The organism is Staphylococcus sp. CWZ226 (assembly GCF_018986355.1).
Classification (GTDB): domain Bacteria; phylum Bacillota; class Bacilli; order Staphylococcales; family Staphylococcaceae; genus Staphylococcus; species Staphylococcus simulans.
Map to the genome: position 1 here is coordinate 1 of NZ_JAHMSB010000001.1, position 24,240 is coordinate 24,240.

20 protein-coding genes and 1 pseudogene are annotated in these 24,240 nt (G+C 36.8%); all 21 read right to left on the minus strand.

Annotated features, from left to right (window positions below; all coding sequences use genetic code 11):
• Window positions 1-168: 168 nt before the first annotated feature.
• Entirely contained in the window at window positions 169-516 is a 348-nt protein-coding gene (gene rbfA / locus KRR19_RS00005; RefSeq protein ID WP_002480711.1) for a 30S ribosome-binding factor RbfA, read from the minus strand.
• A 374-nt stretch (window positions 517-890) separates the two neighbouring features.
• Window positions 891-2,177: pseudogene (locus tag KRR19_RS00010) on the minus strand (MFS transporter).
• A gap of 29 nt (window positions 2,178-2,206) precedes the next feature.
• Window positions 2,207-2,956, minus strand: a complete 750-nt coding sequence (locus KRR19_RS00015) for a glycerophosphodiester phosphodiesterase family protein (protein ID WP_207021282.1) — start codon at window positions 2,954-2,956, stop codon at window positions 2,207-2,209.
• Window positions 2,957-3,227: 271 nt separating this feature from the next.
• A complete protein-coding gene (locus KRR19_RS00020; RefSeq protein ID WP_002480708.1) occupies window positions 3,228-3,611 on the minus strand; it encodes a VOC family protein in 384 nt (127 codons plus the stop codon).
• A gap of 95 nt (window positions 3,612-3,706) precedes the next feature.
• Window positions 3,707-5,842 carry a translation initiation factor IF-2 gene (infB, locus tag KRR19_RS00025; RefSeq protein WP_023015689.1) on the minus strand — a complete coding sequence of 712 codons (2,136 nt, stop codon included), beginning with the start codon at window positions 5,840-5,842 and terminating at the stop codon, window positions 3,707-3,709.
• A 16-nt stretch (window positions 5,843-5,858) separates the two neighbouring features.
• On the minus strand, window positions 5,859-6,164 hold the full coding sequence (locus KRR19_RS00030) for a YlxQ family RNA-binding protein (protein ID WP_216733385.1): 306 nt from the start codon (window positions 6,162-6,164) through the stop codon (window positions 5,859-5,861).
• A complete protein-coding gene (rnpM, locus tag KRR19_RS00035; protein WP_057509824.1) occupies window positions 6,161-6,445 on the minus strand; it encodes an RNase P modulator RnpM in 285 nt (94 codons plus the stop codon). Before rnpM ends, KRR19_RS00030 begins: the two co-directional genes overlap by 4 nt.
• A gap of 18 nt (window positions 6,446-6,463) precedes the next feature.
• A complete protein-coding gene (gene nusA / locus KRR19_RS00040) occupies window positions 6,464-7,717 on the minus strand; it encodes a transcription termination factor NusA (RefSeq protein WP_002480704.1) in 1,254 nt (417 codons plus the stop codon).
• A 21-nt stretch (window positions 7,718-7,738) separates the two neighbouring features.
• Window positions 7,739-8,206, minus strand: coding sequence for a ribosome maturation factor RimP (gene rimP, locus KRR19_RS00045; protein ID WP_156666896.1), 468 nt, complete (start codon window positions 8,204-8,206; stop codon window positions 7,739-7,741).
• Between the two features lie 137 nt (window positions 8,207-8,343).
• Window positions 8,344-12,651: a PolC-type DNA polymerase III gene (locus tag KRR19_RS00050; RefSeq protein WP_105978763.1), complete on the minus strand. Its 4,308-nt coding sequence runs from the start codon at window positions 12,649-12,651 to the stop codon at window positions 8,344-8,346.
• 264 nt (window positions 12,652-12,915) lie between these two features.
• Window positions 12,916-14,616 carry a proline--tRNA ligase gene (locus KRR19_RS00055; RefSeq protein ID WP_156666895.1) on the minus strand — a complete coding sequence of 567 codons (1,701 nt, stop codon included), beginning with the start codon at window positions 14,614-14,616 and terminating at the stop codon, window positions 12,916-12,918.
• Window positions 14,617-14,637: 21 nt separating this feature from the next.
• Window positions 14,638-15,921 (minus strand): RIP metalloprotease RseP, encoded by a 1,284-nt coding sequence (rseP, locus tag KRR19_RS00060; protein ID WP_002480700.1) that lies wholly within the window; start codon window positions 15,919-15,921, stop codon window positions 14,638-14,640.
• Window positions 15,922-16,122: 201 nt separating this feature from the next.
• Window positions 16,123-16,905, minus strand: a complete 783-nt coding sequence (locus tag KRR19_RS00065) for a phosphatidate cytidylyltransferase (RefSeq protein ID WP_002480699.1) — start codon at window positions 16,903-16,905, stop codon at window positions 16,123-16,125.
• Between the two features lie 19 nt (window positions 16,906-16,924).
• The gene (locus tag KRR19_RS00070) at window positions 16,925-17,692 is read right to left on the minus strand and encodes an undecaprenyl pyrophosphate synthase (protein ID WP_002480698.1); all 768 of its coding nucleotides are present in this window, start codon (window positions 17,690-17,692) and stop codon (window positions 16,925-16,927) included.
• A 185-nt stretch (window positions 17,693-17,877) separates the two neighbouring features.
• Window positions 17,878-18,432 carry a ribosome recycling factor gene (gene frr / locus KRR19_RS00075; protein WP_023015695.1) on the minus strand — a complete coding sequence of 185 codons (555 nt, stop codon included), beginning with the start codon at window positions 18,430-18,432 and terminating at the stop codon, window positions 17,878-17,880.
• 26 nt (window positions 18,433-18,458) lie between these two features.
• A complete protein-coding gene (gene pyrH / locus KRR19_RS00080; RefSeq protein WP_002480696.1) occupies window positions 18,459-19,181 on the minus strand; it encodes a UMP kinase in 723 nt (240 codons plus the stop codon).
• Between the two features lie 138 nt (window positions 19,182-19,319).
• Window positions 19,320-20,201, minus strand: a complete 882-nt coding sequence (gene tsf, locus KRR19_RS00085) for a translation elongation factor Ts (protein ID WP_002480695.1) — start codon at window positions 20,199-20,201, stop codon at window positions 19,320-19,322.
• A 237-nt stretch (window positions 20,202-20,438) separates the two neighbouring features.
• The gene (gene rpsB / locus KRR19_RS00090; RefSeq protein WP_002480694.1) at window positions 20,439-21,221 is read right to left on the minus strand and encodes a 30S ribosomal protein S2; all 783 of its coding nucleotides are present in this window, start codon (window positions 21,219-21,221) and stop codon (window positions 20,439-20,441) included.
• A 186-nt stretch (window positions 21,222-21,407) separates the two neighbouring features.
• Window positions 21,408-22,181 (minus strand): GTP-sensing pleiotropic transcriptional regulator CodY, encoded by a 774-nt coding sequence (codY, locus tag KRR19_RS00095; RefSeq protein ID WP_216733386.1) that lies wholly within the window; start codon window positions 22,179-22,181, stop codon window positions 21,408-21,410.
• A 33-nt stretch (window positions 22,182-22,214) separates the two neighbouring features.
• A complete protein-coding gene (gene hslU, locus KRR19_RS00100) occupies window positions 22,215-23,621 on the minus strand; it encodes an ATP-dependent protease ATPase subunit HslU (protein WP_156666893.1) in 1,407 nt (468 codons plus the stop codon).
• A gap of 78 nt (window positions 23,622-23,699) precedes the next feature.
• Window positions 23,700-24,239 carry an ATP-dependent protease subunit HslV gene (hslV, locus tag KRR19_RS00105; RefSeq protein ID WP_023015696.1) on the minus strand — a complete coding sequence of 180 codons (540 nt, stop codon included), beginning with the start codon at window positions 24,237-24,239 and terminating at the stop codon, window positions 23,700-23,702.
• Window position 24,240 lies beyond the last annotated feature (1 nt).

Here is a 24,240-nt window from a genome sequence, read left to right on the forward strand (position 1 = left end):
TATTTAGCATACTATCACCTCATTATCTTATTACTATCATTATACAAGAAATGGGGAAAAGGTTATTATGTAAAATGTTAAAAAATAAAAAATGCCGACAAGTCCGTAGGACTTTGTCGACAGTCTGAGCAGCTATGCACTTGCATAGCTGCCCATAACTTCATTTAATTAGTCATTTTTATGAAGATCTTGAATCATTCTTTCGATTTTATTACCGTACTCGATTGAGTGATCATATTCGAAATATAATTCTGGAATTGTTCTTAGACGAAGTCTTGAACCTAATTCCGCTTTAATAAAGCCTCGTGCTTTTTCTAACGCTTTAAACGTATCGTCTACTTCTTTTTCTTTACCTAATACTGTTAAGTAGACTTTAGCTTGAGATAAATCGTTTGTCACTTGTACGTCAGTGATAGTTAAAAATCCGATTCTCGGGTCTTTAACTTTATTGTTGATAATATCCATCAACTCTTGTTTTAATTGTTCACCAACGCGTTCTGCTCTCATTTTACTCATGTGTGTTTCACCTCTTTATTTCAACAATGAACGATTGAGTTCAATCCAAGATTATAAACTATAATCGTCCCTTTTACAAAACTTTTCCCTTTATATTGAACAATTAATCAATATGACACGCGCAACATGTTAAGAAACAGTTAAGCATATTAATTTTGCGTAAACGTATAAGATATCATTTCAAAACAATCTTTACATTTCAGAAATGAACACATACTTTTTAAAAATAATAGTCTCCTTCAAAAATAAAACCAAGCACTTTATAGCTGTATCAAGCGTTTAAAGTACTTGGGTTAAAATTTCTTATTCATACTAAAAATAATTCAATCACTATTATGTTATTTTTAGTCGTTTCATTTTTAAATTTCATTTCATTATTGAACTTCTCGTTGTCGTGAACGTTTCATCAAATACGTTAATACTAATGCTGAAACTGCACCACATAATGCGACCACAATACCAATTTTAAAAATCATTTGGTAGGCAACAGCTTCATGTCCTTTAAATGCATCCAGTAAATTACCATTTAATTGATACACCCAAAAGACTGGCGCATACGCTAAAAACGAACCGACACTCATTGCAGACCCTGAAAAATCTTCAGGTAATTTCAATTCTGAAATTGGCGCAAGCAATACACTTTTTGATAAGAATGTCGTTAATGACAAGATTACTAATAAGACAATACTTAACTGTGTTCCGATTTTAAAGTATACAATAATGATTAAAATAACTGTTGATGCGAGTAATGCTACACCAATCATTTTCGCTGAAGATTTAAAGACAAAGTCCGAAATCATTCCCGCAATAACACCTGCGATAACCCCCATCAATGCTGTATTGATTACACCGAAAAATGCAGTTTGTGCTGTTGTTAAATGATAAACACTTTGTAAGTAAGGTACAGTGTATATCAAAATAATATAGCCCCAATATACTGACATTGCGGTAATCGCGGCTAACCACACTTTTGGTTGTGTTAACACATACAATAACCCTTTTAAAGCTTTCGCAGATTTATAACCTGTTTCTTGATTATGCGATTCATCAGCCGCAATCCCATTTTTCGGTACAAATTTCCATATTAAAATAATCATCGGGATTAATAATAAGTTATAGGCTAACATACCGCCTTTTAATACGACGACGCCACTCACCGCAGCCATAATGGCTACAAGTAATAAGTTCATCAACATTTCTTGTGCACGGCGAATGGATTCTAATAATCCAAAACCTAAACCTCTATGTTCACGATCAGTGAAGAAAACTACCCCATTCAATACTGCAGGTCAGAAGAACGCTTCAACTAACCCCCAAATGACTGCGATCACTTTTAATATCGTAAAGCTTGGATTCAAGAAAATCACGATACACATCGTAATAAAACGAATTGACATCCCCGTGATGAGTAAAGAACGAATCGAGAATCTATTATTGATCCATCCACCTGGAATATAGAAGAACATTGATAACCCGATTAAACTAAAAATCACACCAAGTTCCGCATTATTAACATGCAGTACCTGCAAGAGTTGGTGATAAAACGTACCTTTAAAAGCTTCGAATCCTGAATAAATAATTTGTCCTGCAGTGACAACAGAAAGGTATCCTGCCAGTTGTCTCGCATTTTTCAATCCTAGTTTATGCATCAGCCAATTCATGTTGTTTTTCCTCCTAGTTGCGGCCTATGTCAAAGTGATTCTTGCAAATGTACTAATTTTTGCGGATAGTCAGTAAACACACCATCCACACCAAAGTTAAAGAGTTGGTTCACTCTAGCTACATCATTCACAGTATATACATTTAAAATATAACCATCATCTTTGATACGTCTGACTAACGCTTCAGTCAAATCAATATCTTCCAAATGCAAAATATGTGTATCACAAAAATCTAAAACTGTACGCCAATCTTCATAAAATGCACACATTTCATAGAGTACCGCTCTAGGATATTGAGGAAGTGCTTCTTGAACTGCTTTAAGCAATGGAATATTAAAACTAGAAAATAATATTTCTACTTCAGGACTAAATTTCGGCATTGCTTCAACTAACTGTTTAATTAATGATTTAGCTAATTTTGGTCCATGATTACCTGTAATACCTTTTAGTTCAATATTGACATTTAGTTGAGAGGCATTCACAAAATCAATAAATTCATCGAAAGTTAGAACTTTTTCTTCTTTGAATTTTGGATGGAACCAATAACCTGCACTCGCTTGTTGGATATCTTTAAATAAGGTTTCACTGATTTCTCCTGTCATTGAAGTTGTACGATCTAAATAATCATCATGAATCATTATTAATTGTTCATCTGCAGTAATTCCGACATCGACTTCAATCCATTGCAGTTCAGGAATTTCTGCTGCGGCATGATAAGATGCTAACGTGTTCTCTGGTGCGACACTTGGTACACCCCTGTGTCCAAAGATTGTTTTCATAGCTGTTCACCTTCTAGATTATAAAATAGATTGCTGTAGCGATATTAAATTCAACTTCCCACAACTTGTTAAAAATTATGTATAATTTCAATTTAATCATATGCCTATACAAAGCCTATTTCAATAAGTTTTATGGTTTTTATTGAAACTTTACAATACATTTACAAACCCAGTTCTTATAGAGGTCAATCTGTTTTAAAATAAAAAAATCCAATCTGAATACAGTGCTGAGACTATCATCAGATTGGATATTTAATATGTTTTATGATTTTTATTCATCAAAAACTAGAATGTTGAAGAAATGCCCATCAATATCTTCAAATGTGAAGCCATAAAAACCATCACGTTCTTTAGGTTGATCGATAATTTTACCTCCGAAACTCTGTACATCTTCTTTAAGTTGATGTGCTTCTTCTTTTGTATCAACCGAAAGTGAAATCAACGCATCATTACCATAAGGTACGCGATGAATATATGATTCAAAGTATTTCATGGCTACAATCATTATCGGAGAGCCTTTTTTTGCTTTGATACCGAACATCTTGCCCTCTTGTTCCGGACGTTCCATAATCTCAAAGCCGATATTTTGATAAAACTTCTTGCTTTTGTCTAAGTCCTGACTCGCAAGATTAAACCAAATATTGTTAACCATCATACATACACCTCCCAATTATATTTATGATAGTATTCCCTTAATCATACGAAAAAGCACTCCCGCTTAAGGAAGTGCTTTTATCTAAATTATCAAGTTTAACGTTGGATTTCAACCATTTCGTATGCTTCGATAATATCGTCAACTTTTAAGTCGTTGTATTTTTCAATTGTGATACCGCACTCGTAACCTTTTGCCACTTCTTTCGCATCGTCTTTGAAACGTTTTAACGTATCAAGTTTACCTTCGAAGATGACAATACCGTCACGGATGACGCGTACTCCTGCGTTACGTGTGATTTTACCTTCAGTTACATAACATCCTGCGATTGTACCGACTTTAGAAACTTTGAATGTTTGACGAACTTCAGCTTGTCCGATAACTTTTTCTTCGTATTCAGGGTCAAGCATACCTTTCATCGCTGATTCAATTTCTTCGATTACGTCGTAGATAACACGGTGTAAACGTAAGTCTACATTTTCTTGTTCAGCTGCACGTTTCGCACCAGAGTCAGGACGTACGTTGAAGCCGATGATAATACCGTTTGAAGCATTCGCAAGTGTAACGTCAGATTCGTTGATTGCACCCACTGCTGTATGGATGATACGAACGTTAACACCTTCAACATCAATTTTCATAAGTGAAGCTGCTAATGCTTCTACTGAACCTTGTACGTCACCTTTGATGATTACGTTAAGGTCTTTCATTTCACCTTGTTTCATTTGTTCGAACAAGTTGTCTAATGAAACGTTTTTGCTTTCTTGACGTTGTTGTAAGATGCTTTCTTCATGACGTGCTTCACCGATTCTACGTGCTTGTTTTTCGTCTGAGAAGACAACGAAGCGGTCACCGGCTTGTGGTACATCATTAATACCAGTAATTTCAACCGGTGTTGATGGACCAGCTGATTTGATACGTTGACCTAAATCATTCACCATTGCACGGATACGACCGAACGTATTACCTACTACAATAGCATCTCCCACATGCAACGTACCATTTTGAACTAATAATGATGCCGCAGGACCACGTGATTTGTCTAATTCAGCTTCAATAACTGTACCGACAGCACGTTTGTCTGGGTTCGCTTTTAATTCTTGTACTTCTGATACTAAGACAATCATTTCTAATAGGTCTTCAATACCGTCACCGCTTAATGCTGAAAGTGGTACGAAGATTGTGTCGCCTCCCCAGTCTTCAGGGAATAAACCATGTTCAGTTAATTCCTGCATAACACGATCAGGGTTTGCTGTTGGTTTATCAATTTTGTTTACCGCTACGATAATCGGCACATCTGCTTCTTTTGCATGGTTAATCGCTTCAATTGTTTGAGGCATAACACCATCGTCTGCTGCAACCACTAAGATAGTGATATCAGTGACTTGCGCACCACGTGCACGCATAGTAGTGAAGGCTGCGTGTCCAGGTGTATCTAAGAAAGTGATTTTTTTGCCGTCATTTGTGATTTGGTAAGCACCGATATGTTGTGTGATACCGCCCGCTTCACCTTGTGTCACATGTGTATTTCTGATTGAGTCAAGTAGCGTTGTTTTACCATGGTCAACGTGTCCCATGATTGTTACAACTGCTGGACGCTCAATTGCATCCGGATCTTCTTCTTCATCATCGAAGTAGATATCTAAGTCTTCTTCGTCAATGACTACTTCTTTTTCTACTTCTACACCATAATCATCAGCGATTAACTCAATTGTTTCATCGTCTAATGATTGGTTAATGTTTGCCATAATACCAAGTAAGAATAATTTCTTAACGATACTTGATGACTCAATATTCATTTTGTCAGCTAATTCGCCAACCGTAATACCTTCTAAATAAGTAATTTTTTCTGGCATTTCTTTTTTCGGTTGTTCTGGTGCTGGTTTTTGATTATTGTTTTTCTTATGTTTGTTGTTGTTTTTATTATTATTTTTGTTGTGGTTCTTGTTGCCTTTTTTATTATTCTTTTTAGCATTACCGCTATTATTGTTGTTATTATTATTTTTATCTTTATTATTGTTTTGATGTTTTTTGTGATTATTTTGAGCAGCTTTATCGTTTTGCTTATCTTTAGATGAATTTGGTTTGAATTTTTTATCCAACTCTTTGATTTCATTCGGTTCTAACGCTTGCATGTGGTTAGACACCTCAACATTCATCTTCTTCAATTCATCAATAACATCTTTACTTTTTAATTTTAAATCTTTTGCATACTCGTAAATTCTCTTTTTACTCATATAATCACTCCTTACGTTATTCATCTATCATTGATAATAGCTTTTTGGCAAAACCGTTATTCATTATAGCTATATTCACGCGAGAAGATTTGCCAAGTGCTTGGCCTAACTCTTCTCTTGTACCGAATATACGCAACGGAACGTGATAACTCTCACATTTTTGACTGATTTCTTTGGTTGTCCTCGATGACGCATCCTCAGACAGAATCACTAACGATGTTTTTCGCTTTTTGATTTCTGTCAGAATAACCGACTCACCACTTTTAACCTTGCCAGCCCGCATTGCCAATCCTAAAAAATTCAAGATGTTGCTCTTATTCATTTTGGAATCTCTTCTCTGTAAATGAGACGTATGATTTCTTTATAGACAGGCTCTAAAGTTTCAGCATCAGCATTAAAGAACTTCTCTAAAATCCCTTTTTGCTGTGCTTTTTCTACAAGTGCTACATCTTTAGAAACGTACGCACCACGTCCAGGTTTCTTACCTGTCGCATCTGCAGAAATTTCACCTTCTTTGTTTATAACCACACGAATCATATCGTTTTTGGGACGCATTTCATTTGAAAGTATACACTTTCTCATTGGAATCTTCTTTTTCTTCATAAAGGCATTCACTCCAAATTATTCTTCTACGTCTTTTTTAGCTTCTGTTTCTTCTGAAGCTTCGTCTTCTTCTGATTCAGCTGCTTCAATGTCTTCCGCTTCTTCTACTTCAACATCTTCAACTTCCTCAACTTCAGGTACTTCTTCTACTTGTGCCACTACCACATCTTCAGAAAGATCTTCTTCGATTGGTGTTTCTTCAACTTCGTCTTGTTCTGGCACTGGGTAGATACCTGCTTCACGTGCATCTGTTTCAGATTTAATATCGATTTTCCAACCTGTCAATTTCGCTGCTAAACGTGCGTTTTGACCACGTTTACCGATAGCTAGTGATAATTGATAATCAGGAACGACTACTGTTGTAGATTGATTGTCTTCGTCTACAATTACTTCTAAAACTTGTGAAGGGCTTAATGCGTTTTTCACAAAGACTTTAGGATTTTCATTCCATTGTACGATATCAATTTTTTCTCCGCCAAGCTCTTCAACAATCGCTTCAACACGGACACCTTTTGCACCTACACATGCGCCGACAGCATCAATATCATCATTCTCAGAGTAGACACTGATTTTTGAACGGTCGCCCGCTTCACGTGCAACTGATTTAATCACAACAGTACCATCATAAATTTCAGGTACTTCTTCTTCAAACAAACGTTTCAATAAGCCAGGATGACTACGTGATACATAGATTTGAGGACCTTTTGTCGTTTGTTCTACTTTATTAACGTATACTTTGATACGTTCATTTGGAATGTAACTTTCATTTGGACTTCTTTCAGCTTCAGATAATACCGCTTCAGTGCGTCCTAAGTTAACATACACATATCTGTGATCGACTCTGTCGATGATACCAGTCATGATATCTTCTTCTTTATCGATAAATTCATCATAAAGAATTTCTCTTTCAGCATCGCGCAAACGTTGCATCACAGCTTGTTTTGCTGCTTGTGCACCCACACGGCCGAAGTCTTTCGGTGTAACATCTTCTTCGTAGATATCACCGATTTCATATGCTGGGTTTTTCACCAACGCTGTACTGATGTCCACTTCATCGCGGTCATCAAATACTTCTTCTACGACTTCTTTACGTGCGATAACTTTGAACGTACCTTCGTCCATATTCAATTCCACACGTGCATTACGTGAAGATTCATAGTTCTTTTTATAAGCAGTAATCAATGCTGCTTCAATCGCATCGATTAGTACTTCTCTAGGAATTTTCTTTTCTTTTTCCAAATATTCTACTGCTAATATTAATTCATTTGACACGGTTAAATCCTCCTACTCACGTTAAATCAAAACTGCATGACGTGCTTTAGCAATTTTATTTCTTGGGATTTCAACTTGCTTTTTCTTTGATTTGACTTGCACTTCGATCACAACTGACTCGTCATCTACTAACTGCAAGACACCTAACCATTCTTTAGCACCTTCAACCGGCGCATAAAGAGTGACAAATACAGGTTGATTGACTGCATTACGAAACGCCTTATCGTCTTTGATAGGACGCTCAGCACCTGGTGACGCAACGTCTAGGTAATACATTTGTTCAATCGGATCTGCTTCATCCATTGCTGCGCTGATTTTTTCTGATGCTAATGTGCAATCATTTAAATCAACGCCGCCCTCTTTATCAATAGAGATTCTAAGATAGCGGTCTCTACCTTCTTTTGTGAATTCAATATCCACGAGTTCAAAATTCAGTTCATCTAAAACCGGTTGAATAATTGTTTCGATTTGTTCAGTAATTTTACTCATGCTGACCTCCTTTATACAAATAGAAAAGAGCGGGTAAACCCCACTCTTCGTGACTAAAGTTCATTTTTTACGCACTATGATTATAACACAGTACATCTTTAAATGCCAATTGTAGCACAGTTGACACTTTTTAAGCATTACATATCAAAAATTGATAATTGTGCTTTATCAGGTAAACCAGGTAATGAACCTAAATCATCTAAATACTCAATGACTTTTTGAGAAAGACCCGCTTTCTTATTCAAGTCTTCTTTAGATAAGAACGGTCCTTCATTACGCGCTTCAACAATACGTTTCGCTACGTTTTCACCTAGACCTGGCACCGCAATAAACGGTGGAATCAATGTATCGCCTTCAATAATAAATTCAAATGCCTGACTCTTTTCTAAACTGATCGGCTGCATACGGAAACCGCGATGCGCCATTTCGTTCATGATTTCAAGCACAGTTAAAACGTCTTTTTCTTTCTTGCCAAGTTCCATGTATTTAGAATACATATCTTTCACTGCCGCTTTGATACCTTCTTTATCTTTGATCATGGTTAATAAGTCAAAGTCTGATGCACGAACAGTAAAGTAAGACGCATAGTAATATAACGGATAATGCACTTTGAAGTAAGCGATACGTACCGCCATTAATACGTATGCTGCCGCATGGGCTTTCGGGAACATGTACTTGATTTTCTTACATGAGTCTAAATACCAATCCGGTACATTATTCTCTTTCATAATTTCTTCCCATTCTTCTTGCAGGCCTTTACCTTTACGTACTGCCTCCATAATTTTGAAGGCTAATGATGGTTCTAATCCGGCATACATTAAATACACCATGATATCGTCACGACAACCGATAACTCCAGATAGATCACATGTACCTGAACGTACTAATTCTTGGGCATTGCCTAACCATACGTCAGTACCATGGGATAATCCAGAAATCTGAACGAGTTCAGAGAATGTTGTCGGTTTCGTATCTTCTAACATTTGACGAACGAACGCTGTACCGAATTCTGGTACACCGAATGTCCCTGTCTTACATAAAATATCTTCTTCTGTGACACCTAAGGATTCTGGTGTACTGAAAATACGCATTGTTTCTTTGTCATCGACCGGCACTGTTTTCGGATCAATGCCTGATAAATCTTGAAGCATACGAATCATCGTCGGATCATCGTGCCCAAGAATATCTAGTTTCAAGACGTTGTCATGAATGGAGTGGAAGTCGAAGTGCGTTGTCATCCAAGCTGATGATTGGTCATCCGCTGGATATTGAATCGGAGTAAAGTCATAAATATCCATATCATCAGGTACTACAATGATACCGCCAGGGTGTTGGCCTGTTGTACGTTTAACACCAGTACAACCTTTAACTAAACGGTCAATTTCAGCACCACGTTTATGAATACCTTGGTCATTTAAATAACCTTTGACATAACCGAATGCAGTTTTCTCTGCGACTGTACCGATAGTTCCGGCACGGAATACTTTATCTTCACCGAATAAGACTTTCGTGTAGTTATGTGCTTCAGGTTGATACTCACCACTGAAGTTCAAGTCAATATCTGGTACTTTGTCACCTTTGAAGCCTAAGAATGTTTCGAAAGGAATATCTTGGCCTTCTTTAATCATTTCAGCACCACATTCACATGTCTTATCTGGCAAGTCGAAACCAGAACCGACGGAACCGTCATTAAAGAACTCGCTCTTCTTACATTTTGGACAAATGTAGTGCGGCGGCAATGGATTCACTTCGGTAATTTCAGTCATTGTCGCAACGAAGCTTGAGCCGACAGAACCACGTGAACCTACTAAGTAACCATCGTTGAGTGATTTCTTAACCAAACGTTGCGAAATCAAGTAGATAACAGCGAATCCGTTACCAATAATACTTTCTAATTCTTTTTCAAGACGATCAATAACAATTTGTGGTAAATCATCACCATATAATTTACGCGCATTCGCATAACTCATTTCACGAATCTCTTCATTCGCACCATCCATATTAGGTGTATACAATTTGTCTTTAATCGGTACAACACGTTCAATACGATCAGCTAGTGCTTGTGTATTATCAACGACAATTTCTTTCGCTTTCTCTTCACCTAAGAAATGGAATGCATCTAACATTTCATCTGTCGTTCTGAAATGTGCTTCAGGTAACGTAGAACGATTTAATGGGTTACCTGGTTGAGACGCGATTAAGATTTTACGTGCAATCGCATCATGTTCATTTAAGTAATGCACATTACCTGTCGCAACCACTGGCACATTGACTGCTTTACCCGCTTCAAGCAAACGTTGATAAATCTCAATCATAGTTTCATTATCACGAATCAATTCACGATCGATTAAATCTTGGTATAACGCAGGCGGTTGTACTTCTATATAGTCATAATATTTCGCAATATGTTCAACTTGTGATTGGTCTTTCTGCATTACCGCAGTAAAGACTTCACCTTCATCACATGCTGAACCGATTAATAAACCTTCACGGTACTCATCTAATAATGAACGTGGAATTCTCGGTGTACGATAGTAATACGTCACTAAAGATTCACTGACAATCTTGAATAAGTTTTTTAAACCTGTTTGGTTTTGAACTAAAATCGTCACATGACTTGGACGTGCACGTTTATAAGCATCTTCGTTTGATAGTGATTGGTTGATATCTTGATGATTTTTAACACCGAGTTCATCCACTTGTTTCAACATTTTAATAAAAATATAAGCCGTAGCTTCTGTATCATAGATGGCACGGTGATGTTGTGTCAGTTCAACACCATATTTTTTGGCTAAGAAGTTCAAACCATGTTTACCAAATTCTGTATTTATCGTACGTGATAATTCTAAAGTATCGATAACACCATTTGTATAATGGCCTAAACCTGCACGTTCATAGCCAGTATCAATGAAGCCCATATCGAAGGATGCGTTATGGGCAACGAAAATCGCATCTCCGACCCATTCTTTGAATTCTGTTAATACATCATCAATTTCAGGAGCATCAACTAACATTTCATCTGAGATGTGCGTCAAATTCTTGATAGTTTCAGATAAACGCTCATGCGGATTACTGAAACGTTCGAACTTATCAATGATTTCACCATCATGGACTTTTACAGCGGCTAACTCGATAATTTTGTCGTATTGGTTTGATAAACCAGTCGTCTCAACGTCAAATACCACATAAGTCGCGTCTTTAAGATTACGGTCAGTCGGATTGTATGCAATCGGTACACCATCATCGACCAGCATACCTTCCATACCGTAAATCATTTTAATGCCATGCTTTTCAGCAGCACTGAACGCATCTGGATAAGCTTGAACGACATTATGGTCCGTTACTGCGATGGCAGGATGTCCCCATTTCGCAGCTTGTGCCACATAATCACCGATTTGATTAATACCGTCCATTTGACTCATCGCTGTATGCAGATGTAATTCCACACGCTTATCTTCTGCTTTATCAAGTTTTGGTGTTTTCTTAATTTCTTCAATATCAGACATCATCATGACTAAATCACGTACGAAAGTATCTTCTTCAATACGGCCTTGGGCACGTACCCATTTACCGACACTTAACGCTTTGAAATGTTCTAAATCGTCTTTGTTTTTACGTGTAAACATTTTTAGTACGAGTGAGTCTGTGTAATCTGTTACTTTTAATTCTACGATGTGACGACCACTTTTTAGTTCTTTGATATTCATATCAAAGATAACGCCTTCAATCGCCACTTTGAATTCTTCTTCAATAATAGATTCAATCGGTCTGACGTTATCCACTTGGATTGGTTTACCGATTTGACATTTATCAACAGCACTTTCGTTATTATCTTGTTGCTTAGCTTTTTCAGCTTTCATACGTTCTAATTTTTCAGTTGCTTCTCTTGCGCTTTGTTGATCTTCTTCTTGAATATGTGCTTCTAATGAAGCTAAATCATTATCATGTTCAGACGTGTCTGTTTCAAAGACAATCTTATTCACATCAAAGCCGCATTGTTGGTATGCTTTGACTAAGCTGCCGTTACACGCTTTATGGAAATAATCACGTTCAATATCATTTGAAACCATCACTTTTAAGACATTACCTGAAGTAATCAGACGTTTTTGTCTTAATTGTCCTTTTACTTTGGGTGACAATCTCGTCTGTTCAATACAATGGTTGAAGTATTTCATCGCAAACTCATCTTGGTTTCTTGTATCTTGAACAACAAAATGCCAATCTACAGTCGCAATCTCTTTAAATTCTTCAATCAAAGCGTGGGTAAATAACATGTAGTCTTCATAAGTTAAAAAGCGAGGCAGTGTAATTTGAAATAACCATGTCCGCTCTTTTTGAGAGACATCAATGCGGTTTAATTCACTGTTTTCTATAATATCTGGTTCGAGCTGATTCGCAATTTTAATCTGATCAGCTAACACTTTAAATTTTTCTTGATTTGTCATTGCCAAGACCATTACCACCTTAGTCATTAATTACATCGTTCATACGGTTAGGGAGAATTTTAATTTATTTAAAAAGGTGCATGCCCTTTTGAGTATAGAAAAAATGGAACCACGTTTGACAACGCGGTTGATTTTCATCTCTGTTCTGAAGTTCTAAAATATTATACCAAATTTCCAGTAATACTTAAAATGAGCAAACTGAATTTTTCGCTATGTAAAAAGCCGAAGTGCAGTCAGAGCACTTCGGCTTGTTGATTTATAAAATTAAATCTGTTCGTATAAATCTTTCACGTAATTCACTAAATCTGCTGCCGCAACTTCTTCGCTTTCTCCATTGTCACGACGTTTCACTTCAACAATACCTTCTGCCGCACGTTTACCAACTACAACACGTACTGGTAAACCGATTAAGTCAGCATCGTTGAATTTAACACCTGCACGTTCTTTACGATCATCGTATAAGACTTCAAATGATGCTTGAAGTGCTTGGTATAACTCATCACCAAGTTCTCTTTGATCATCTTTCTTAGGATTAATCGTAATTAAGTGTACTTCAAATGGTGTCACTGATTTAGGCCAGATAATACCATTGTCATCATTGTTTTGTTCTACAATCGCACTTAATGTTCTTGAAACCCCGATACCATAGCATCCCATGATTAATGGTTGTGCTTTACCTTGGTTATCTAAGAATGTCGCATTCATAGATTCAGAGTATTTTGTGCCGAGTTTGAAGACTTGTCCAACTTCGATACCTTCTGCGAATTTAGCTTCGCCTGAACCATCGCTGAGCAGTTCACCTTCTAAGATGAAGCGGAAGTCTCCGAACGCCTCTACGTTAAAGTCACGTTCTGGATTCGCATTCACATAATGGTAACCATCTTCATTGGCACCAACGACAATATTAGGAATTTCTTGTACGAAATTATCCGCATATACTTTGATGCCTTTTTCTTGAATAGGTCCGATTGAACCTGGGTTCGCACCCACTAAGTTGATAATTTCATCTTGGCTCGCAAGTTCAATATTGTCTGTACCGAAGTAAGCTTTTAATTTTACGTCATTCACTTCATGATGGCCACGTACTAAGACAATCACAAATTCGCCATCCACTTTGAATACCATTGATTTCGTAATTTGATCTAGTGGGCGATTTAAGAAATCTGCCACTTCTTGTGCTGTATGCGCATTTGGTGTTTCAACCTTTTCTAATTCCAGTAAAGCTTCATCGTGTGCTTTTGGCTCATACACAACTTCTGCTTTTTCAATATTAGCAGCGTAGTCGCTGTTTTCACTGTAAACAATTGTATCTTCACCGATTTCACTTAACGCCATAAATTCATGAGTATGGCTGCCGCCGATTGCGCCTGAATCTGCGACAACTGGACGTGCGTTAATACCCGCACGCTTAAAGATACGGCCATATGCATCATACATATCATTGTATGTCTCATCTAATGACGCTTCATCCGCATGGAATGAATACGCATCTTTCATAATGAATTCACGACCGCGTAATAAACCGAAACGCGGACGCTTTTCATCTCTGAATTTAGATTGAATTTGGAATAGTGTTAAAGGTAATTGCTTATAAGATTTCAATTCATCACGTACTAATGATGTGACGACTTCTTCATGTGTTGGTCCTAACGCGAATTGACGACCATTACGATCAGTCAGACGCATCAATTCACTGCCATAAGCTTCCCAACGTCCTGACTCTTCCCATAATTCTGAAGGTTGTAATGCCGGCATTAAGATTTCTACCGCATCAATTTTCTCCATTTCTTCTCTGATAATTGATGTAATATTATTTAATACACGTGTCGCAAGTGGTAAATAACTATAAATTCCACTTGTACTTTGTTTAATCAATCCTGCTTTTAACAGTAATCGATGACTTAAGGCTTCAGCTTCCGCTGGCACCTCTCTTAACGTTGGTATAAATACTTTTGACTGTCTCATAAAACTGAGCTCCTCCATTTCCTATAAGAAATAACGTTGTATGTCATTCCATGTCACTAATATCATAATAATTACTACAAATATAGCACCTGCACCAATAATGTAGGCTTCCGCTTTTTTGTTGACGGGCTTTCTGAAAATCGCTTCATAAATAACGAACAGAATTCTTCCGCCGTCTAATGCTGGAATTGGTAATAGGTTCATTAAACCTAAGTTCACACTTAACATAGCTGTCCATGCTATCAAGTTAATGATACCAGTTTTCACCACAGTATCAACATTATGGTAAATACCGACAGGTCCATTCAACATGTCGAATGAAAATCCACCTGTAAAGATACTGCCTATCATAGACACAATTGCTGTGAAAATAATCGTTCCTGCTTTGAAGAATTGCTCTACACCTGTTGTAAGCGGCGCAATCAGAGAGCTATGGTCTTTATCAGGTTGGAAACCTAAGATATAGCGTGTTTGAGATGTCAGTTTGGTTAACTTCTCAACGACTTTTTTAGGTTTGAATTCAGCTGATTTTTGGTGACCGTCACGCTCATATTGAATTGAAACTTTTTGACCTTTATTATCTTCTAAAGCTTTTGTGATATCTTTAAAGTTCTCAATTTTTTTATCACCGATTTGTTCAATTTTATCACCAGGCTTCAAACCGATTTCTTGTGCTGGTGTATTATCCGCGACTTGTTTCACCACATTATTCGGTGTGCCTTGGTAATATGCTAATCCGATAAAAATCACAATCGCAAGCAAGAAGTTGAATAATGGTCCCGCAAACAATGTTAAGAATTTTTGCCATGGTGTCTTATGTACCAATTGACGATTACGTGGTGCAATTTGGATTAACGAACCATTTTCTACAAAATATGCTTCTTTCGCAATATAAAAACGATGGCGTTCGTCATCATAAGAGGTAATACCTTCTAAATACATTTCATCTTTGAAGTCAATTTTCTTCACTTCAATGACTTCTGCTTGTTGGAATTTATGTTGATCATCTAACAAGATATGCGTAATTTCATCTTGATCATTTAATTTAATCTTAACTGACATACCTGGTTCTACAGGCGGTTCTTCTAAACCGTCCCCTGCCATACGGACATAACCGCCGACGGGTAATAAACGGATAGTATATAACGTTTCATTCTTTCTGAAACTGAATATTTTCGGTCCCATGCCTATCGCAAATTCAGGACACATAATCCCTGCACGCTTCGCGAAGAACATGTGACCGAACTCATGCACGAAGACTAATACGCCGAATACGATAATAAAAGATAGTATAGTTATTAGCAAAATTGGGCCACTCCTATTTAATTAATTGGTCCATCAAATATGTAAAACTTGCTTAAACAAGATACATGTGACGGTAACATTTTATAAAATCATTTTAATGAAAATCATGCGAACATACAACAAATATACGATGTTACAAAAATGAGGCATGCCTTAAGCAAACGCTGTTTCTTTGTTTGCATAACCGCATGCCTCACATTTTTAGTTTTGTAAAAGTAAAATATTTAATAGCGGTAATACGAACATAAAGCTGTCGAAGCGATCGAGAATACCACCATGTCCTGGTAATATTTTACCTGAGTCTTTCACACCAAAGTGACGTTTGAATCCTGATTCAACTAAGTCGCCAAGTTGTCCGAACATACTTAATACAACCGTTACAACCATCATAACGAAAATGTTGACTGGGAATTCAATAAACATCTGCATAATGATCGGTACCAACAAGCTGCATAGCACGCCGCCGATAAAACCTTCAATCGTTTTATTCGGACTGATAACCGGCCATAATTTATGTTTACCGATACTGCGTCCAAATAAGTAAGCCCCTGTATCTGTTGTCCATACGACTAAGAAAGCATATAAAATGAAGGCAAGTCCTGCTTCACGTGTTTCATATAAGTACATGAAGCCGATGCCGACATATGCAACAGACATTAAGCAGAAGGCTGCGTCGATGAAGCTGAAGCGGTTCTTAGACATAACCGTATAACTTAGTACCACGAAACTCATGATTACAAGTCCCTTCAACTGTATAGCAGGGACTAATGAACCTAAATCTTGCGGCAACATAATAATGACGAGCCCAAGTGCACTGATAATCCCTGGTATAGAAATAAAACGGATTTTATTCATATTTAGTAATTCTTTTAAAGCGATAAACGCTAGTAAAAATGAAAAGTACATCAGTACTTGACCACCGATAATTAATATCGGTAAAAAGATGATTAAGGCAATAATAGCCGTGACCGTTCTTACTCTCATATTAAATTCCTACCTTAAATTATAATAGCCCGCCGAAGCGACGTTGTCTTTTTTGATATATCTTAATACAATCATACAATTCTTGTTCATCAAAATCAGGCCACAATTTCTGGTCAAATATAAATTCACTATATGAAATCTGCCATATTAAGAAATTGCTGATACGTTGTTCCCCAGATGTGCGAATCAATAATTCAGGATCAGGATACTGACTTGTCATTAAATACTGATTCATCATACTTTCAGTGATATCCTCGCTATTATATCCTTGTTTCTGCATATCATCAAACATTCGACGAACACTGTCTACGATTTCTGCTCTTCCACCGTAATTAATCGCAAAAATCAATTTAAGTCCTTGATTATGTGCTGTCTTTTCTTTCGCGTGATTAATTGCTTTTAACGTTGATGCCGGCAGATCATCTGTAAATCCGATAGTTTCAACTTTGACATCTTTTTCAATTAATTCAGGTAAAAAAGTCTTAAGGAAATTCACTGGTAAATTCATAATATAATTTACCTCTTGTTCAGGACGGGACCAATTTTCAGTTGAAAAGGCGTAGAGCGTTAAATACTTTACACCAATATCATTTGCTGCTCTTGTGATTTTCTTAATGGTTTGCATTCCCTCATAATGCCCTTTGATTCTTGGCATTTTACGTTTCTTCGCCCAACGGCCATTACCATCCATGATAATCGCTATATGTTCGGGTATGTTATGTAAATCTAATTCTGAATGGTTCGTTTCAGTTTCAGAACGATTCTTATTTCTTAGCTTTTTAAACATGGTCTATCCTCCGAGCTCAATCTATCTCTGTTACATTATAATAGATTATTCATGCAATTATCTATCATTTTATCACACTCGTTAAACGCAATGAATAGAACAATTAAAAAACTGTACCAAAGTCTGAGTTGGTACAGTTTTAATAAGTGATTTAAACACTGTCTTGCTTAAATCTGTTTAGATGATTAGACAGCCATAATGTCTTTTTCTTTTTCATCTAATACTTTTTCAATTTCTTTAATAGAATCATCAGTGATTTTTTGAACTTGTTCTGTTGCTGAACGTAATTCATCTTCTGAGATATCCCCATTTTTTTCGTCTTTTTTCAATTCATCATTGCTGTCACGACGAATATTACGTACAGATACTTTCGCATTTTCAGCCATTTTCTTAACGTCTTTTACTAATTCTTTACGACGTTCTTCAGTTAAAGCAGGTACTGTAATACGAATCACTTCACCATCACTTGTAGGGTTAACACCTAAGTTTGCTGCGTTGATTGCACGCTCAATTTCAGAGATTGATGATTTGTCATAAGGTGATACTACTAATAAACGTGGTTCAGGTACGTTGATGCTTGCTAATTGTTGTACAGGTGTTGGTGCACCATAGTAATCAACATTTACACTAGCTAATAAGTTAGAGTTTGCACGACCTGCGTTAACTGTCGCAAATTCGCGTGATAAACTCTCGATAGATTTTTTCATTCTTGATTTCGTTTCGCTTAAAATGTCACTCATCTTTCTTACACCTCAAATTTATAAAATTATTTAGTTATAGTTGTTCCGATTTCTTCGCCTAATACCGCACGCTTAATATTACCCTCTTCTGAAATAGAGAACACATTCAACGGAATGTTGTTGTCCATACAGAATGAAGCGGCAGTTGAGTCCATGACTTGAAGACCCTCTTGTAACATTTGAATGTATGTCAAATGCTCATATTTAACTGCGTCTTTATCAACTTTTGGATCAGCTGAGTAAACACCGTCAACATTATTTTTACCCATTAAAATTACATCAGCTTCTACTTCAGCTGCGCGTAATGCAGCTGTTGTATCTGTTGAGAAGTAAGGGTTGCCAATACCCGCAGCAAAAATTACAACACGTTTTTTCTCTAGGTGTCTGATTGCACGACGTCTAATATAAGGTTCAGCGACCTGTTTCATTTCGATTGATGTTAAAACACGTGTATCACAGTCAAGTTGTTCTAAACTGTCTTGGAGTGCTAATGCATTCATAACTGTTGCTAACATACCCATGTAGTCAGCTGTCCCGCGATCCATACCTAAATCACTGCCAGTTTTACCTCTCCAGATGTTGCCACCTCCAACGATAACTGCGATTTCACAGTCCAATTCTACGACTTCTGCAATTTGTTTTGCAACACTTTTAATGATGATTGGATTAATTCCGAATCCTTTTTCTCCTGCTAGTGCTTCTCCGCTCAATTTCAAGACAACGCGATTGTATTTAGAAGTTTCAGCCATTTTCTTATCCTCTCTATAGTAAAAATATGTATGTGATACAAGTAAAGAAGACACATTGAGGTACGTCCGATACAAATGTGTGCATTTATATAGATATACAAGGGTGTCTTCTTTCTTGTTCAACATTTTAATAGATTATTATTTCATTTGTCCTTTAACTTCGTCAGCAAAGTTTTCGTCACGTTTTTCTAATCCTTCGCCTACTTCATAGCGTACAAAGTCAGTTAATTTACCGCCTTTTGATTTAAGGAATTCTTCAACAGTAACATCAGGGTTTTTAACGAAGTCTTGGTCAACTGCGCAAATTTCTTGTAAATATTTGCGTAAACGGCCTTCAACCATTTTTTCAACGATTTTTTCTGGTTTACCTTCATTTAATGCTTGTTGTTTTAATACTTCTTTTTCGTGTGCAAGTTCTTCTTGGCTTACTTGGTCAGAAGAAACATATTTAGGATTGATAGCAGCAATATGCATTGCAACATCTTTAGCAGCTTCTTCGTCAGTTGTACCTTCAACTACTGTTAATACACTGATACGGCCGCCCATATGTTCGTATGCACCGAATGCATCGTTGTCGCCTTTAGTTCTAACTGCGAAACGACGTAAGCTTAATTTTTCACCGATTGTTGAGATTGCTTTGTTGATACGTTCGCTAACAGTGTCACCTGTTGATAATTTAGTTTCTAACAATGCGTCAACTGATTCTGGTTTAGTTTCAAGAATTTGGTTAGCGATTTCTTTAACTAGCTCTTGGAAGCCTTCGTTACGTGCTACGAAGTCAGTTTCAGAGTTGATTTCAACGATTACAGCATCGTTACCGTTAACTCCAACATAAGTCATACCTTCAGCAGCAATACGATCTGCTTTTTTAGCAGCTTTCGCAATACCTTTTTCACGTAGGTAGTCGATTGCTTTTTCGATATCGCCATCAGTTTCTACTAATGCTTTTTTACAATCCATCATACCTGCGCCAGTTCTTTCGCGCAATTCTTTAACTAATTTAGCTGTAATTTGTGCCATTCAATTTTCCTCCATTTATATAACATAATATAATCAGTCAAATATAGTATATCAGTTCTCTCTCTAATTATAACTCTATTTGTCTCGCGTTAAACGCGTAAACTCTGATTATTCTTTATTTTTTATACGCTTATCAAGTATGCATCGCATACTCAATAAAAGCTTTACTTTTTATTCATATTATTTTTAAAAAAAGGTGATAAGCCTCAATATCTTATCACCCATTTTGAATTATTCTTAGTTTGATTCAACAGAAGTTTCTTCAGTTTCTTTTGCTTCGCCTTTATCTTCTTCTTTTAAGTCGATGTTTTGCTCAGCAGCTACTTCTTCATTAGAAACACCTTGTTGTCCTTCTAAGATCGCATCAGCCATTTTGCCTGTTAATAATTTAACGGCACGGATAGCATCATCGTTTGCTGGAATTACGTAATCAATTTCATCTGGATCGCAGTTAGTATCAACGATACCTACGATTGGGATGTGTAATTTACGTGCTTCAGCAATCGCGTTGCGCTCTTTACGAGGGTCAACTACGAATAATGCTTGAGGCATTGATTTCATATCACGAATACCACCTAAGAATTTGATTAAACGGTCGTATTCTTTTTTGATTTCAACTACTTCTTTTTTAGGTAATACTTCGAATAAGCCGTCTTCTTCCATTTTTTCAATTTCAGAAATACGTTTTACTCGTTTAGAGATTGTTTTGTAGTTAGTCAAGATTCCGCCTAACCATCTTTGGTTAACGTAGAATTGACCAGCGCGCTCAGCTTCATTTTTAATTGATTCTTGAGCTTGTTTTTTAGTACCTACGAATAAGACTTTACCGCCATCTTCTGATACTTGTTTAAGGAAGTTGTAAGCTTCGTCAACTTTTTTCACTGTTTTTTGTAAGTCGATGATATAGATACCATTTCTTTCAGTGAAAATGTATTTTTTCATTTTTGGGTTCCAACGGCGTGTTTGGTGACCGAAGTGAACACCTGCTTCTAGCAATTGTTTCATTGAAATTACTGCCATGATTAAAATCCTCCAATTTGGTTATTTTCCTCCATAAATAGCTCATGTAATAACGACGCAATAACATCGCACCAATTACATTTCAGCTCTTTATGTGTGTTATCGGCTTTATAGCCGTCATTAAATATAACATACTGCCGTCAATAAAGCAATATTTAAAATTTAAGTTGTCAGCGTTCTATCGTCTTATTTTGTTTTTTCTAATTCGTCTAAGAATTGTTCTTTTTTAACTTTGACGAAAGTACCTTTCATACCAAGTGAACGTGACTCGATAACACCAGCACTTTCAAGTTTACGTAATGCATTTACGATAACTGAACGCGTGATGCCGACACGGTCAGCAACTTTAGATGCGATTAATAATCCTTCTTTACCGCCTAATTCTTCAAAGATATGCTCGATTGCTTCTCTTTCTGAGTATGATAAAGAATTGATCGCCATGTTGATTGCTGCTTTATCACGTGCTTCTTGTTCTACTTCACTGTGTTTTTCACGTAAGATTTCCATACCTAATACTGTTGCTGCATATTCACCTAGTACTAAGTCGTTTTCATTAAACTCATCAGATACACGGCCAAGTACTAAAGTACCTAAACGTTCTCCACCACCTAATACTGGGAAGATTGTTGTTTTACTATCAATGAACGCATCTCTGTTTTCTGGAGGGAATACAGATAAATCATCATCGATATCAATGTTTGATTCTGTTTGTTTGACGTCCATTAATTTTTCAGTATATTCACTTGGAATATGGCGGTCTTCCAACATTTGATTGATTCGACTGTTTTTCAACAATTCATTTAAGCTTGCTCCTAGGATTTTACCTCTGCGTGAAACGATAAATACATTAGTTACAGTTACCTCACTAATTTTACGCGCTACGTCTTTAAAATCTACAGCAATTCCTTTATGTTTTTGCAACAGTGTATTCAATTCTCTTGTTTTTGAAAGTAAACTCATTTTTCTTCTCCTTTTGTATTTGTAATTATAAGTTTATAAGATAAATGCACTTAAATCTTTGTTTGTAGAAATAGATTTCAATTTATCGTCAACATATTGTGCTGTTATCTCTACCACCGCATTCGGCATTCCAGGTGCTTCGTATGAAAGATCCTCCAGCATTTTTTCTAAAATCGTATGAAGTCGACGTGCACCGATATTATCAGTGTCTTGGTTAACTTGGAAAGCAATTTCAGCTAAGCGCGTAATCGCTTCGTCTGTGAAGTTAACCGTTACTTCTTCTGTTTGTAATAATGCTTCGTATTGTTTAATCAGTGAAAGTTTTGGTTCTTTAAGAATATTCACGAAATCTTCAACTGATAAACTTTCAAGTTCAACACGAATTGGGAAACGTCCTTGTAATTCAGGAATCAAATCACTTGGTTTTGACACATGGAAAGCACCTGCTCCGATAAAGAGCATGTGTTCAGTGTTGACACTACCATATTTCGTTTGAACGACACTGCCTTCGACAATCGGTAAGATGTCACGTTGTACACCTTGTCTTGATACGTCTTGGCCGCCTGCATGATTATTGCTGGCTACTTTATCAATTTCATCGATAAAGATAATGCCCATTTGTTCTGCTAATTCTAGCGCTTCTTGGTTTGCTGTTTCATGATCGATTAATTCATCTGCATAATCATCAGCTAGAATTTTACGTGCAGTTTTCACTGGAACTTCACGCTCCACTTTTTTCTTAGGCATCAATTGATTCATCATGTCTTGAACTTGTTGGTTTTGGTTTGTACCTAACATTCCCATTGCACCTGGGTCTTGTTCAACTTTGATACGAACTTTTTCTTCTTCTAATTCACCATTTAATAATTGACGGCGAATTTCAGAACGTTTTGTTTTAACGTCTTCTGTTGGCGGTTCTTCATCTTCCTCATCTTGGTTGCCAAAGTTCGGCATCATTCCGCCGAATAATGATTCAAAAGGATTACCTGCATTTTGGTTCGCTTTTTTCTTCATACTCGGTACGAGCAATTTAACCAATTTTTCATTCGCTTTTTTAATCGCTTCGTCTTTAACTTGTTCCTTTCTAGCTTCTTTAACAAGTCTGACAGCAACATCAACCAAGTCACGTACCATGCTTTCAACATCACGTCCAACATAGCCTACCTCTGTGAACTTAGTTGCTTCAACTTTAATAAATGGTGCGCCGACGATTTTGGCCATTCTTCTTGCGATTTCAGTTTTACCCACACCAGTTGGACCAATCATCAAAATGTTTTTCGGAACGATTTCTTGTTTTAATTCTTCGTCCAACTGACTTCGGCGATATCTGTTTCTCAAAGCAATGGCTACTTTCTTCTTAGCGTCATCTTGACCGACAATGTATTCATTCAAACGCGATACAATGTCTCTTGGGGTAAGTTTGATTGCGCTAGCATCCATTCGTTGATCAACCTCCAATATATAATTTACCTCTTCCAATGTTTTGGAAAAATAATGTTGTCTTAATTTTCGTTGTACTTATAATTCTTCGACAATAATGTTGTCATTTGTGAAAACACAAATTTCTGAAGCGACTTTCAAACTTGCATAAGCCATATCTTTTGCTGACATGTCTGTATGACGTTTTAAAGCACGTCCAGCACTTAAAGCATAATTGCCGCCTGAACCAATCGCAATTAAATCATCATCAGGTGCGATTACTTCACCTGTACCGCTGACGACTAATATTGCGTTTTTGTCCATCACAATCAGCATTGCTTCAAGTTGTCTCAGCTGTTTATCGCCTCTCCACTCTTGTGCAAGTTCAACTGCAGCACGTTCTAGATTACCGCTGAATTCTTGCAACTTAGTTTCGAATTTTTCGAAAAGTGTAAAGGCATCTGCCACACTACCAGCGAAGCCAGCTAAGACTTTGCCATCATACAGTCTACGAACTTTTCTTGCTGTTTGTTTCATGATGACTTGTTGTCCTAATGTCACTTGACCGTCGCCTGCCATTGCAGCATGACCATTTTGTCTGACCGCAAAGATTGTTGTCGCATGAATTGAATTATTCATT